The organism is Actinacidiphila guanduensis, assembly GCF_900103985.1.
Lineage (GTDB): Bacteria > Actinomycetota > Actinomycetes > Streptomycetales > Streptomycetaceae > Actinacidiphila > Actinacidiphila guanduensis.
Genome location: NZ_FNIE01000003.1, coordinates 413605 through 428207 on the forward strand (window position 1 = coordinate 413605; position 14603 = coordinate 428207).

Sequence of the window (14603 nt, forward strand, 5' to 3'; positions counted from 1 at the left end):
GTACGTCGTGGTGCCGTGCTGGTGCGGTGGCGCTCCCGCGCGGTGCCGGGCCGGTGCGCGGCGCCGCGTTCACGCGCCGGCCGCCGGCCATGGCTCGCGTGCCCAGTCCGCCGCCAGCTCCTCCCAGAGGTACGCGGCGGCCTGCACGCCGGTGAGCAGCAGGTCGAGGTCCACCTTCTCGTCCACCGAGTGCCAACCGTCGGACGGCACGGAAATTCCCAGGAACAGCACGGGAACGCCGAGGAGGTCCTGCAGGTCGGCCGCCGGGCCGGAACCGCCCTCGCGGGTGTAGCGGATCTCCTGGCCGAAGGCCCTTCCCATCGCCCGCACCTGCGCGCGCAGGGCGGGGTGGTCCAGTGGGGTCAGGCACGGCCGGGTGCCCTCGCCCCAGAAGCCGACCTCGTGCCGGATGCCGTCGGGCAGCTTGGCGGCCACCCAGTCGGTGACCAGCTGCCGGATACGGGCGGGGTCCTGGCCGGCGACGAGCCGGAAGGAGAACTTGATGTGCGCGTCGGCGGGGACGATCGTCTTGCCGCCGGGGCCGCCGTAGCCGCTGTGCAGGCCGTTGACCTCGGCGGTGGGACGGGCCCAGATCCGCTCCAGGGTGGTGTGGCCGGCCTCGCCGAGGGCCGCGTGCGACTTGGCGCCGCGCAGCCAGGCGGCCTCGTCGAAGGGCAGCTCGGCGAAGAGTTCGCGCTCGCGGGGGCCGAGTTCGACGACGCCGTCGTAGAACCCGGGTATCGCCACCCGGCGGTCCTCGTCGTGCAGGGCGGCGACCAGGCGCGCGGCCTCGACCGCCGGGTTGGGCACGGCGCCGCCGAAGGAGCCGGAGTGGATGTCCTGGTCGGGTCCCCGCAGGTCGATCTGCCCGTCGAGCAGGCCTCGCATGCCGGTGCAGACGGTGGGGGTGTCCTCGGACCACATGCCGGTGTCGGAGACGATCACGGTGTCGCAGGCCAGGCGGTCGGCGTGGGCGCGGATCAGGGCGCCGAAGTGCGGCGACCCGGACTCCTCCTCGCCCTCGACCAGCAGCTTGACGTTGACGGCGGGGGCGGTCCGGCCGCTCGCGGCCAGGTGGGCGCGCAGGCCCAGGGTGTGCAGGAACACCTGGCCCTTGTCGTCGGCGGCGCCGCGGCCGCGCAGCCGCCCGTCCTGCCGGACCGGCTCGAAGGGGTCGGTCGCCCAGCCGTCCTCGCGGGCGGCGGGCTGCACGTCGTGGTGCCCGTAGACCAGCACGGTGGGCGCGTCGGGCTCGCCGCTGGGCCACTCGGCGAACACCGCGGGCCCACCCTCGGTCTCCCACACCTCGGCCACCGGGAAGCCGGTCCGCCGCAGCGCGGCCACCAGCCACTCAGCGCTGTGCCGCACCTCGGGCGCGCGCTCGGGGTCGGCGGAAACGGACGGGATGCGGAGCCATTCCTCCAGCTCACCGAGGAAGTCGGCGGTGTGCTCGGCGACGAAGGAGCGGACGGCGTTGTCCGGGGCGGTGCGCATGGCTTTCAGCGTACCGGGCGGCGCGGCAAGGGCCGTGGCCGGTCGGGTGGGCGCTCGAAGCGCACGGCGGGGCGCCCGGTCGTACGAGGGCGGACGCGCTGCCTGCGTGCCCGGCCGTACGAGGACCGGGCGCTCCGGCCGCGCACCCCGCCGTACAAAGGGCCGGCCCGCTCACCTGCCCGCTCATGCACCCGCCCCTTCCGGTGGCTCCGGGGCGAGCAGCTCCTCCAGGGCGGCGCGGTCGGGCAGCGGCGCGGGCCGTACGACCGCGCCGGTGCGGACGTGGACGAACGCCGCGGTCACGTTCTCCAGCGGCACGCCCTGCTGCTCGGCCCAGGCCAGGCGGTAGATCGCGAGCTGGAGCGGGTCGGCGGTGTGCGGGGTGCGGCCGGTCTTCCAGTCCACGATCTCGTACGTCTCGGCTCCCCCGGCGGCGACCCGGTAGACCGCGTCGATCCGGCCGCGGATCAGCCGACCGGCCAGCGCGAGGCTGAATGGTGCCTCCACGCGGTAGGGGTGCCGGTCGGCGTACGGCGTGCGCAGGAACGCCTCCTTCAAAGCGGCCAGGTCCTGCTCGTCGGCGATGTCGTCCCCGGGCTCGATGCCGGGCAGTTCCTCGGGGGCGAACAGCGGGCGGACGTCGAACCGGGACTCCACCCACGCGTGGAACCTGGTGCCCCGCCGGGCGGCCGGCGCGGGCGGGCGGGGCAGCGGGCGGGCCAGTTCCTCGGCGAGGCCGTCCGGGTCGGCGGCCAGCCGCATCAGCTGCGTGGCGGTGAGGGCGGCGGGCAGCGGCACCTCCCTGACGCCCGAGCGGGCCCGCCGCAGCTCGCCGGCCAGCGCCTGCAGATCGCGGTCCCACGCGGCCACCACCCGCGCCTCCTCCCCGACGAGCCCGCTCCCCTCCTCGGCCGGGCCGCCCTGGTGCGGCACCTCGGCCGGGTCCGGCTCCCGCCGGGCTCCGGGCACGGGGGCGTCGCCCTCCTCCCGCGCGGCAGCGCCCGCCCCCTGCCCGCCGGCCGCCGCCCCGCTCCCCTCCGCCGGGGCGCCCGGGAACAGGGCGGCGGTCCTCGCCTCCTCGATCGCCTCGCGCACCCGGTGGGCCGCCTCGCGCCGCCGCTCCAGGGCGACCGGGTCCAGCGGCAGCGGCCACTGCGGCTCGGCGGCCCCTTCCAGCGCGGGGTTCGTGGCGTCCTCGGCCGGGCGCTCGGCCCACACCTCGACCTCGCCGTCGCCTGCCTCGCAATGCGCGCGCAGGGCCTCCAGGAACGCCGACGGGCCGAACGACCGGCCCTGCGTGGGCCCCCACCAGTGCCCCGAGCCGAGCAGCAGCGACCTGGGACGGGTGAACGTGACGTAGCCCAGGCGCAGTTCCTCGATCCGCTGGTGCTCCTTCATGTCGGCGCGGAAACCGTCGAGCCCGGCCTTGCTCCACTCCGCGACGTCCGGCAGCGTGGCCGCGTCGCCGCGCAGCCCGTGCGGCAGCACCTTGGGACTCGTCGGCCACAGCTCGCGGCCGCGCTCACTCGGGAAGCCCTTGGCGACCAGGCCCGGCACGACGACGACATCCCATTCGAGTCCCTTGGACTTGTGCGCGGTGAGCACCTTGACCGTGTTCTCGCCGCCGGGCAGCGAACTGTCCAGCCCCTTCTCGAACTGCGCCGCCGTCCGCAGGAAGCCCAGGAAGGCCAGCAGCGTCGTCTCGCCGTCGAGGGAGGCGAAGGACGCGGCGACGTCCAGGAAGGAGTGCAGGGTCTCGCGGCGCCTGGCGGCCAGCGCGTGGGGCGAGGCCGACAGCTCGACCTCCAGCCCGGTGACCGCCAGCACCCGGTGCAGCACGTCCATCAGCGGGTCGGCCAGCGCCCGCCGCAGCTCCCTTATCTCCCCGGCCAGCCGCCCGAACCGCACCCGCGCCTCCGGCGAGAACGGCAGGTCGTCGGCCGGCTCGTCCGTCAGGAACGTCTCCAGCGCGTCCGCCAGGGACACCACCTCCGCGGGGTCCACGCCCTCGACGGCCGCGGCCAGCCGGTCGGCCGCGGCCCCGTCCGGTCCGGCGTGCCGCACCAGCAGCCTCGCGCGCCGGCCGAGCAGCGCCAGGTCGCGCGGGCCGATCCGCCAGCGCGGGCCGGTCAGCAGCCGCACCAGGGCGGCGTTGGCCGTCGGGTCGTGCAGCACCTCGCAGGTGGCGACCAGGTCCGCGACCTCCGGCAGGTGCAGCAGCCCGGACAGCCCGACCACCTCCACCGGCACTTCCCTGGCCACCAGGGCGGCGTGGATGTCGGCGAAGTGCGCGGCCGTGCGGCACAGCACGGCGATCTCCCCCGGCGCGGTGCCGGTGCGCACCAGGTGCGCCACGGAGTCGCCGAGCCAGGCGATCTCCTCCGCGTACGTGGGCAGCAGGGCGCAGCGCACCAGGCCGTCCCGCTCCGCGCCGGGGGCGGGGCGCAGCGCCTCCACGCCCTCGTGGCGCTCGCGCAGTTCGGCCGCCAGGGTGTTGGCGAGCTCCAGCAGCCGGCCGCCCGAGCGGCGGTTCTCACTGAGGGCGTAGCGGTCGGCGGGCCGCCCGTCGGCGTTCGGGAAGTGCCGCGGGAAGTCGTCCAGGTTCGCCACCGAGGCGCCGCGCCAGCCGTAGATCGCCTGGCACGGGTCGCCGACCGCGGTCACCGGGTGGCCGGTGCCGCCGCCGAAGAGGCCGGCGAGCAGCAGCCGCTGGGCCACGGACGTGTCCTGGTACTCGTCGAGCAGCACCACCCGGTACTGCTCGCGCAGCGCGGCTCCCACTTCCTTCCTGGTCTGCGCGAGCCGTGCGGACAGGGCGATCTGGTCGCCGAAGTCCAGCAGGTCGCGGCGCTTCTTCTCGTCGCGGTAGGCCGCCGCCAGCTCGGCCAGCTCCCGGCGGGCCGCGACCGCGGGCGCCACCTCCCGCACCCAGGCGAAGCCCCGCTTCGCCGGGTCCAGCTCGCCCAGCCGCTCGGCGAGCCCCTGGTCGAACGCGCGCAGCCGCTCGGGCTCCACCAGGTGCTCCGACAGCTCGCCGGAGAGCGCGAGCAGGTCGCCGATGAGGGTGGGCAGGCCCTTCGTCAGCGCCGGGTAGGGACCGGGCGCCGACCGCAGCACCTTCGCCGCGAGCTGGAACCTCGTGGCGTCCGCCAGCAGCCGCGCCGAGGGCTCCAGCCCGATCCGCATCCCGTGGTCCTTGAGCAGCTGCCCCGCGAAGGCGTGGTACGTGGAGATCTCGGGGTCGCCGGGGACATCCGGCTCGGCGTAGGGCGCGGGCGGGCCGGCCGGGGTCCGCGCGGTCTGCGAGGTGCCGCCGGTGACGCCCGCCTGGGCCAGCGCCCGCCTGACCCGCTCGGACAGCTCGGCGGCCGCCTTGTTGGTGAACGTCAGGCCCAGCACCTGCTCGGGCGCGACCTGGCCGGTGCCGACCAGCCACACCACCCGCGCGGCCATCACCGTGGTCTTCCCCGAGCCGGCCCCGGCCACGATCACGCCCGGGGCGAGCGGCGCGGCAATGCACGCCAACTGCTCCGGTGTGAACGGGATGCCCAGCAGCTCCCTGAGCTGTTCGGGCCGGTCGAGGGGGAAGGACACCCAGCGAGGCTATCCGCAGGGACGGACTTTCCCTTTCCCGCCCGCCGCCGTTCACCCGTACCGGCACCGCCCGTCACCGCGGCCCGCGGGCGCCGCTGACCAGCCCGTCCGCGCGTTAGCCGAGCACTTGGGCACCGTGCCGGGGGCACAGCTCGGCTCGGGCTGACCACCCCGTCCGCCCCCGGAGCCCAGCACCCGGCCACCGTGCCGGGGAAGCCGCTCGGCTCAGACGGTGAAGCCCGGGTCGTGCGTGTAGTCCGCGAGGTCCAGCGTGGAGCCGGCCGGCGGGGCGGTTATTCGCGGCTTCTTGTCGAAATCGGAGAACCCGACGGTGGTGGTGTCGCCGTCCTCGGTGTCGTCCAGCCGCAGGATGTACGGGGTGCCGGCGGTGGCCACGTAGTACCGGGTCGTGACGTCGCCGCCGTCCTGGGTGAGCGGGATGACGGCGTGGCCGTCGTAGGTGGTGGCGGAGCCCTTGGTCACCGGGCCCTCGCCGGCCGCGTCGTCGATCTGGTTCAGCATGCCCTGCAGGTCGCAGAAGTGCTCCAGGCCGGTGTCGCCGTCGCCGTCGCTGCCCGGCGGCGGGAGCTTCACCCAGGAGCCGGAGAGCTCCTGGCCGATCGCGGGCGGGGCGCCCACCTCGGTCGTCCAGAACCCGGCGTCCCCCTTGAGGTAGCGCGTCCCGGAGACCAGCAGGAACTGCACCTTGCGCGCGTCGAACTCCATGGAGCCCGCGCACTTGCCGTACTCCACCGCGGCCGCCAGGCGTGAGGGGCCGTCCTCCGGGTCGTCCGACCCGCCGGAGCCGTCCGGGCCCGCGTCGAAGTGGATGTCGACCGTGACCGCCACGATGCCGTCCATCGCGCGGGTGGCCCGGGCCATCACGTCCGCGCCGCTCGTGCCCGCGAACGGGCCGGTGTCCCGCTCGACGCTCACCGGGGCCACCAGCGGCGCGTCCGCCGCGTCGTCCTGCGCGCAGCCCGCGAGCAGCGCCGTCGCCGCCGCGGCGCCGGCCGCCCCTGTCCAGAACCTCGTCGTGGCCGTCATGGCCAGCCCCTCCACCCCTGATCACCCGCGCGCACGCCCCTGTCCGCGCGCCCGGTCGCCCCCGGCGTCCTGCCGTGCTCCACACGATAGACCCCGCCCCGCACAGCCTGCTCACAGTTGTCCACAGGGGGGTTGACAGGGCGTCAGCCGTCGGTTCCGCGGATTCGGCGGGCGGTCATTCGACCACGTGCCGGCCCTCGGGACGGGCCGTGCACGACCCGCGGAACGCGCAGTGGGCGCAGTGCTGACCGGCGTTGGGCGTGAAGCGCTCGTCCAGCACCCGGCCCGCGGCCTCGGCGAGCAGTTCCTCGGCCCACGCGCCCGACTCCCCTTCGAGGGGCTGCTGCCGCTGGACGGCCGGCAGCGCCTCCCCGCCCTCCTTGGCCGGGGCGCCGATGCGCAGCTGGACGAGTTCGGCGCCGCCCGGGTGCGGGCGGGTGCCGTCGAAGAGGGAGTCCACCGCGCCTTCGCGGACCGCCAGTTGGTAGACGGCGAGCTGCGGGTGGCGGGCGACCTCCTTCGCGGTCGGCTTGGCCTTGCCGGTCTTGAAGTCGACCACGTAGGCCTGCCCGTCGGCGTCGGTCTCGACGCGGTCCATGCTGCCGCGGATGCGCACCTGGGCGCCGCCGGCCTCCAAGGTGACGTCGAAGTCGTGCTCGGTGCCCACCGCGGTGCGGCCGCGCTCCATGACGTGCCAGCGCAGGAAGCGCTCCAGGGCGGCGCGCGCGTTGTCCTTCTCCTGCCGGGACTTCCAGGGCGCGTCGAAGGCGAGCGCGTCCCACACCGAGTCCAGGCGCGCCATCAGGACGTCGAGGTCGGCGGGGGTCCGGCCGGAGGCGACCTCGTCGGCGAGGACGTGCACGACGTTGCCGAAGCCCTGGGCGGCCGTTGCCGGCGGCTCGGCCTTGACCTCGCGGCCCAGGAACCACTGCAGCGCGCAGGTGTTGGCGAGTTGGTCGAGCGCGCTGCCGGACAGGGCGACGGGCTGGTCGCGGTCGCGGACCGGCCGCTGGGAGCGGGTCGGCTCGTACAGGCCCCACCAGCGGTCGGGGTGAGCGGTGGGGATCAGCGCGTGGCCCTCGTCGGTGAGCGCCGCCATGGTGGCCAGGCGGCTCGCGGCGGCCGCGCGCAGCGACGGGGAGGCGTCGGGGTCCACGGTGGTGGCCCGCAGTTCGGCGACCAGGTCCGCGACCGCGAGCGGGCGGCGGGTGCGGTGGGCGACGTGCTGCGGCTCGACGCCGAGTTCGGCGAGGAAGCGGGAGGGCTGGTCGCCGTCGTCGGCCGCGGACCTGACCGCGGTGACCAGCAGGCGGTCGCGGGCCCGGGTGGCGGCCACGTAGAACAGCCGGCGCTCCTCGGTGAGCAGGGCGCCCTGGCTCATGGGCGGCGCGAGCCCGTCGCGGCCGATGCGATCGGCCTCCAGCAGGGAGCCGCGCCGCCTGAGGTCCGGCCACACGCCCTCCTGCACCCCCGCCACGACGACGAGCCGCCACTCCAGTCCCTTCGCGCGGTGGGCGGTCATCAGCCGTACGGCGTCCGGGCGCACGATCCTGCCGCCCAGGGTGTCGGCCACCACGTCGAAGGAGGACAGCTCCTCGATCAGGTTGAGCGCCCCGCGGCCTCCGGTGCGCTCCTCGGCCCGGGCCGCGGTCTCGAACAGCGCGCACACCGCGTCCAGGTCGCGGTCGGCGCCGCGCCCGGCCGCCCCGCCGCGCAGGGCGGCCCGCTCCAGGCGGCCCGGCCAGGGCGTGCCGTTCCACAGCGCCCACAGGGCGTCCTCGGCGGTGCCGCCCGCGGTCAGGATCCCGTACGCGGCGCGCAGCAGGCGGGCCAGCCGCAGCGCGCCCCTGGCGTACGAGGGGTCGTGAGCCGTGAGGCGCTCGGGCTCGGCGACGGCCTCGGCGATCAGGGTGTCCGACGGCCGCGGCACCGCCTGCCCGGCGGCGCGCTCCTCCTCGCGCAGCGCCCGCCCCAGCTTGCGGAGATCGGCGGAGTCCATGGCGCCCAGTGGCGAGGTGAGCAGGGTCAGGGCGTCCTCGACCGTGATGGCGATGCCCGGCCGCGATCCGGCCTCCTGGGTGCCCGGTCCCCGGGCGGGGACGGCCTGCCCCGAGTCCAGGACGCCTCCGCCCGCTGCCCTGCTGCTCCGTGCCGCCGTGATCGCCGACTCCGCCGCGATCCTCAGGGCGAGCAGCAGTGGGGCCACGGCGGGCTCGGCGTGCAGGGGGGTGTCGGTCGCGGGGAGGTCGACGGGGACGCCCGCGGTGGTCAGGGCGCGGCGCAGGGCGGGCAGGGCGGTGGTCGAGCGGGTCAGGACGGCCATGGACGACCACGGCAGGTGGTCCTCCAGGTGGGCGCGGCGCAGGGCGTCCGCGATGGCGTCGGCCTCGGCGCCCGGCGTGGGGTAGGTGCGCACGGCCACAGTGCCGTTCGGGCGGGCGGGGCGGGGCGCGCGGTGGCGGCGGACCGCGGCGGCGGGCAGCCGCGGCAGCGGCATGCGGGCGGTCAGCTCGCGGGCGGCGGCCAGCACCCTGGCGGCGGACCTGCGGTTGCCGGTCAGGACGCGGATCTGCGCCGGGCGGCCGTCGCGGTGCGGGAAGCGGGCCGGGAAGTCGAGGATGCCGTTGACGTCGGCGCCGCGGAAGGCGTAGATCGACTGGTCGGGGTCGCCGAAGGCCACCAGGGTGCGCCCCTGGCCCGCGAGCAGCTGCAGCAGCCGGGTCTGCGCGGGATCGGTGTCCTGGTACTCGTCGACGAAGACCGCGTCGTAGCGGGCGGCGAGCTCGGCGTGGACGTCGGGGCGGGCGGCCAGCCGCACCGCGCGCTGGACCAGCTCGGTGTAGTCGATGACGCCCTGCAGGTCCGCGACGTCGAGGTACTCGCGCAGGAAGTCGGCGGCCGCGAGCCAGTCCCGGCGCCCATTGCGGCGGGCGAACGCCGCAAGGGCGTCGGGGCCCAGGCCGAGTTCGCGGGTGCGGGCGATGACGGCGCGGACCTCGTCGGCGAAGCCCCTGGTGGTCAGGGCGGCCTTCAGGTCGTCCGGCCAGCGCACCCGGGCGCGGCCCTCGCGGGCCAGCCGCGCCTCGCCGGCCAGCAGCTCGCGCACCATGAGGTCCTGCTCGGGGCCCGAGAGCAGGCGGACCGGCTCGGCGAACAGGTCGGGGTCCTGGTGGGCGCGCAGGAGGCCGTAGCAGAAGGAGTGGAAGGTGCTCGCCTGGGGCGCGGGGCGGGGCGCGCCGGCGCCGGTGCCGCGGGCCGGCAGGCGGGCGGCCATCCGGTCGCGCAGTTCGACGGCGGCCGAGCGGCCGAAGGTGAGCACCAGGATGCGGTCGGCGGGGGTGCCGGCCCGCACCCGGGCGGTGACGGCCTCCACGAGCGTGGTCGTCTTCCCCGTGCCCGGCCCGGCGAGCACCAGCAGCGGTCCGGAGCCGTGCTCAACCACGGCGCGCTGCTCTGCGTCCAGCACGGGGGGCGCCGCGGTCGCGACGGGCGCCCGCACCAGCCGGTAGCCCCCGGCGGCCGGGCGCGGCGGGTCGAGGACGGCGCCCGGGGTGCCCGGACCGCTGCGGGATGAAGGGAAGGTGTTCACGTGGTTCGCCGTTTTCGTCAGGGTGCGGCAATCTACTCCGGACGGGCGGAGGACGGCATGGACAGGTGCGGGATGGCGGAAGCTGGATGACATGAGCGCCCGGCCGTCCGCAGGAGTGCGGGCCGTACCAGGAGCCCGCCGCGCCGCCATGGGAGCCGTCCCCGGTCCGCGTGGCAGCTCGGGGTGCGCCCGGCGCCGCCCGCCGCCGCTAGGGCGCGGTCCCGTCCCAGCGCGCCCGGCGCATGTCCACCCGCGGGATGTGCCCCTCGGCGGCCGGGCCGCTCTCGCGCAGCGGGGTGCCCTCCTCCCGGTAGGCGTCCATGGCGCGCAGCTCGTGCCCGGGCAGCAGCACCCCGTCGGAGCGCACCACCCGCCACCAGGGCACCGCCCCGCCGTACAGGGACATCACCCGGCCGACCTGGCGCGGCCCGCCCTCGCCCAGCCAGGCGGCGACATCGCCGTAGGCCAGCACCCGGCCCGGCGGGATGGACGCCACCAGGTCGAGCACCCGCTCGGTGTAGGGGTCCAGCTCGCCCGCCACACCTTCTTCCTCACGGCCCTGCGACCGGTCCGCACTGCTCTCGCTCACCCGGGCAATCCTGCCGCACAGCGCCGACACAGGGGGGTTCCGGCCCCGTATCCGCACCCCGCATGCCACCATCGTCCGGGCGGTGACTGGTGATACGAGACCGAGAAGAGACAGCGGGCCAGGAAACGGGCCAGGAGAAGGGCGCGCACAAGGCCGGGGAGGCCGACCGCGCCCCCCGTTCCGTGCCCGCGCCCGACCGGCCCGGCGGCAGGCCCCGCGCGTCCGGGGAGCCCGCCGGGGCGACCCGGTACGCGGTGTCCGTGGACGAGCCGCTGCTGGCCGCACGGGTGCACCGCCCCGCCGACCTGGTGAGCTTCATCCTGGGCCTGCTGGGCATCGCGGTGGTGCTCGCCGTCGCCGGCTTCGCGCACGCGACGACCAGCGGGCTCGAGACCGACATCACCAAGGGCACCGAGCGGGCGCCCGACTTCTTCTCGTCCTTCACCGGCACGACCGCCAGCGTGGCGGTGCTGATCGTGCCGGTCGCCTTCGCGGTCGAGCGGCTGGCCAAGCGCGACGGCCTGAAGATCGCCGACGGCGTCCTGGCCGCCGTGCTCGCCCACGGCACCGCCCTGGCCACCGACCTGTGGGTGACGAACGCGGCGCCGGGCGCCATCCGCGAGGCCCTGTCGCACACCGCGCCCTCGGGTGTCGGCATGACCGACCCCGTGCACGGCTACCTGGCGCCGGTGATCGCCTATGTGACGGCCAGCGGCATGGCCCGCAGACCCAGGTGGCGGGTGGCCCTGTGGTGCGTGCTGCTGCTGGACGCCTTCGCGGTGCTCGTCGGCGGCTACACCACGCCCTTCTCGATCGCGCTGACGGTGCTGATCGGCTGGACGGTGGCCAGCGGCACGATCTACGCCGTCGGCTCCCCCAACGTCCGCCCCACCGGCCAGAACCTGCTGGCGGGGCTGCGCCGGGTCGGCTTCGCCCCCCTGACCGCCCGCCGGGTGGTGGAGGAGGGCCCGGAGAGCGCGGACTCCGACCGCGGCCGCGGCTACCTGGTCACCCTGGAGGACGGGGCGCCGCTCGACGTCACCGTGGTGGACCGCGAGCAGCAGGCGCACGGCTTCTTCTACCGCTCCTGGCGGCGGCTGTCGCTGGTGGGCGGCATCACCCAGCGGCGCGCCCTGCTCTCCTTGCGCCAGGCCCTGGAGCAGGAGGCGCTGCTCGCCTACGCGGCGATCGCGGCCGGCGCCAACGCGCCCAAGCTGATCGCCACCTCGGAGCTGGGGCCGGACGCGGTGATGCTCGTCTACGAGCACATCGGCGGCAGGCGGCTGGACGCCTTGGCCGACGAGGAGATCACCGACGACCTGCTGCACGAGGCCTGGACCCAGGTGCGCGCCCTCCAGTCGCGGCGGATCGCGCACCGGCGGCTGGTCGGCGAGTCGCTGCTGGTGGACGACCGGGGCCGGGTCTTCCTGACCGACCTGCGCGGCGGCGAGATCGCGGCGGGCGACATCGTGCTGCGCATGGATGTCGCCCAGATGCTGACGACCATGGCGCTGCGGGTCGGCCCCGAGCGCTCGGTGGCCTCCGCCGTGGCGGTGCTCGGCCCGGACGCCGTCGCCGCCTCGCTGCCCCTGCTGCAGCCGATCGGGCTCAGCCGCTCCACCCGCGGCCAGCTGAAGGTGCTCAACCGGGAGCGGGCGCAGCGCGAACGGGAGGCGGTGCTGGCGGCGGTCTCGGCGGAGAAGGAGGCGCGCGAGCGCAGCCGCCAGGCGCACGCCGCCCATGAGGCGCCCGACTCCCCGACGGCCAAGGAGTTGTCCAAGGCCGCCAAGGCGGAGCGCAAGGCGGAGAACAAGGCCGAGAAGCGCGCCATGGAGGACGCCCTGGAGGAGGTGCGCGAGGAGGACCTGCTCGCCCGCATCCGCCGCCAGGTGCTGCTGATCCGCCCCCAGGCGCCCGTGGAGCCCGTACGCCTGGAGCGCATCAAGCCGCGCACCCTGGTGACGGTCATCGCCGGCGCCTTCGCGGCCTACTTCCTGCTCTCCCAGCTGACCTCGGTGCCGATCGGCGACGCGATCCTGCACGCGGACTGGCGGTGGGCGGTCATCGCGGTGCTCGGCTCGGCGGCCAGTTACGTGGCGGCGGCCTGCGCGCTGTCCGGTTTCGTGCCCGAGCGGCTGTCGCTGCCGCGCACGGTGCTGGCGCAGGTGGCCGGCTCCTTCGTGAAGCTGGTGGCGCCGGCCGCGGTGGGCGGGGTGGCGCTCAACACCCGCTACCTGCAGAAGGCCGGGGTGCGGCCGGGCCTGGCGGTGGCGAGCGTGGGCGCCTCCCAGCTGGTGGGCCTGGGCGCGCACATCGTGCTGCTGATGACCTTCGGCTTCATCACCGGCACCGAGAAGACGCCCTCGCTGTCGCCGTCCCGCACGGTCATGGCGGGCCTGCTGACCGCGGGCGTGCTGGTGCTGGTGGTCACCGCGGTGCCGGCGCTGCGCAAGTTCGTCTCCACCCGGGTGCGGGCGCTGTTCGCCGGGGTGGTGCCGCGCATGCTGGACGTGCTGCAGCGCCCCGCCAAGCTGCTCACGGGCATCGGCGGCACCCTGATGCTGACGGTCACCTTCGTGATCTGCCTGGACGGCTGCGTACGGGCCTTCGGCGGGCACCTGAGCTACTCGGCCACCGCGGTGGTCTTCCTCGCGGGCAACGCGCTGGGCTCGGCGGCGCCGACGCCGGGCGGGGTCGGGGCCGTCGAACTGGCGCTGACCGGTGGCCTGATCGCGGCCGGGCTGCCCAAGGAGGTGGCCACTCCGGCGGTGCTCTTCTTCCGGCTGCTGACCTTCTGGCTGCCGGTGCTGCCGGGCTGGCTGTCCTTCACCCACCTCTCCCGCAAGGGCCAGTTGTAGCGGGACATGCGGGCATGCGTAAGGGGCGGCACCCAGAGGGTGCCGCCCCTTACCGCGTGGCCGTCGGCGGTCCTTGGGACGCGGGCCTAGTAGACCGGCTTCTCGGGCTCGACGGTGTTGACCCAGCCGATCACGCCGCCGCCGACGTGCACGGCGTCGGAGAAGCCCGCGGACTTCAGCACGGCCAGCACCTCGGCGCTGCGCACGCCGGTCTTGCAGTGCAGGACGATCCGCCGGTCCTGCGGCAGGTGCTCCAGCGCCGAGCCCATCAGGAACTCGTTCTTCGGGATCAGCTTGGCGCCGGGGATGTTGACGATCTCGTACTCGTTGGGCTCGCGGACGTCGATGATCTCGATGTTCTCGCCGTCGTCGATCCACTCCTTGAGCTGCTTGGGAGTGATCGTGGAGCCCGCCGCGGCCTCCTGGGCCTCCTCGGAGACCACGCCGCAGAACGCCTCGTAGTCGATGAGCTCGGTGACCGTGGGGTTCGTGCCGCACACCGCGCAGTCGGGGTCCTTGCGGACCTTGACCTGGCGGTAGGACATCTCCAGGGCGTCGTAGATCATCAGGCGGCCGACCAGCGGCTCGCCGACGCCGGCCAGGACCTTGATCGCCTCGGTGACCTGGATCGAGCCGATCGAGGCGCACAGCACGCCGAGGACGCCGCCCTCGGCGCAGGAGGGGACCATGCCCGGCGGCGGGGGCTCGGGGTACAGGCAGCGGTAGCAGGGGCCGTGCTCGGACCAGAACACCGACGCCTGGCCGTCGAACCGGTAGATCGACCCCCACACGTACGGCTTGTTCAGCAGCACGCAGGCGTCGTTGACCAGGTAGCGCGTGGCGAAGTTGTCCGTGCCGTCGACGATGAGGTCGTACTGCGCGAAGATCTCCATCACGTTCTCGGCCTCGAGGCGCTCCTCGTGCAGGACGACGTTCACGTAAGGGTTGATGCCCTTGACGGTGTCCCGCGCGGACTCGGCCTTCGAGCGGCCGATGTCGGCCTGGCTGTGGATGATCTGGCGCTGCAGGTTCGACTCGTCGACCTCGTCGAACTCGACGATGCCGAGCGTGCCGACGCCTGCCGCGGCGAGGTACATCAGGGCCGGCGAGCCGAGGCCGCCGGCCCCGACGCACAGCACCTTGGCGTTCTTCAGCCGCTTCTGCCCGTCCATCCCGACGTCGGGGATGATCAGGTGACGCGAGTACCTGCGGACCTCGTCAACGGTGAGCTCGGATGCCGGCTCGACCAGGGGTGGCAGCGACACAGGGACCTCAGCAATACGGTTGGTCGGTCATCAGACAGTGCGGACAGGCGGGCGCCGGAGCGCACTACCACTGCACAACAGTGCCACGCCCGTCTTCATTCCAAGACACCTGTTCCGAGGGCCGAGACGATCGAGGGCCACATGCTGGTCCGGCGCCGCAGGTCGCG

At 75.1% G+C, this 14603-nt stretch carries 7 protein-coding genes; 1 reads left to right on the forward strand and 6 read right to left on the reverse strand.

The window, feature by feature from the left end; genetic code table 11:
• Positions 1–69: 69 nt before the first annotated feature.
• The 5 genes from BLR33_RS08115 to BLR33_RS08135 form a co-directional block, all read right to left on the reverse strand.
• Positions 70–1494 (reverse strand): M20/M25/M40 family metallo-hydrolase, encoded by a 1425-nt coding sequence (locus BLR33_RS08115; RefSeq protein ID WP_093783595.1) that lies wholly within the window; start codon positions 1492–1494, stop codon positions 70–72.
• A gap of 183 nt (positions 1495–1677) precedes the next feature.
• The gene (locus BLR33_RS08120) at positions 1678–5088 is read right to left on the reverse strand and encodes an ATP-dependent DNA helicase (protein WP_245771251.1); all 3411 of its coding nucleotides are present in this window, start codon (positions 5086–5088) and stop codon (positions 1678–1680) included.
• A 225-nt stretch (positions 5089–5313) separates the two neighbouring features.
• Entirely contained in the window at positions 5314–6135 is an 822-nt protein-coding gene (locus BLR33_RS08125; RefSeq protein WP_093783596.1) for a hypothetical protein, read from the reverse strand.
• A gap of 175 nt (positions 6136–6310) precedes the next feature.
• Complete coding sequence (locus BLR33_RS08130; RefSeq protein ID WP_407639648.1) at positions 6311–9874, reverse strand: ATP-dependent helicase; 3564 nt, start codon at positions 9872–9874, stop codon at positions 6311–6313.
• Positions 9875–9932: 58 nt separating this feature from the next.
• Positions 9933–10313, reverse strand: a complete 381-nt coding sequence (locus tag BLR33_RS08135; protein ID WP_322987144.1) for an MGMT family protein — start codon at positions 10311–10313, stop codon at positions 9933–9935.
• An 89-nt stretch (positions 10314–10402) separates the two neighbouring features.
• Between BLR33_RS08135 and BLR33_RS08140 the strand changes: the two genes are divergently transcribed.
• Positions 10403–13171 (forward strand): lysylphosphatidylglycerol synthase domain-containing protein, encoded by a 2769-nt coding sequence (locus tag BLR33_RS08140; protein ID WP_407639649.1) that lies wholly within the window; start codon positions 10403–10405, stop codon positions 13169–13171.
• A gap of 86 nt (positions 13172–13257) precedes the next feature.
• Here the strand turns inward: BLR33_RS08140 and moeZ are convergent, their stop codons facing one another.
• A complete protein-coding gene (gene moeZ / locus BLR33_RS08145) occupies positions 13258–14436 on the reverse strand; it encodes an adenylyltransferase/sulfurtransferase MoeZ (protein ID WP_093783600.1) in 1179 nt (392 codons plus the stop codon).
• Between the last annotated feature and the right edge of the window lie 167 nt (positions 14437–14603).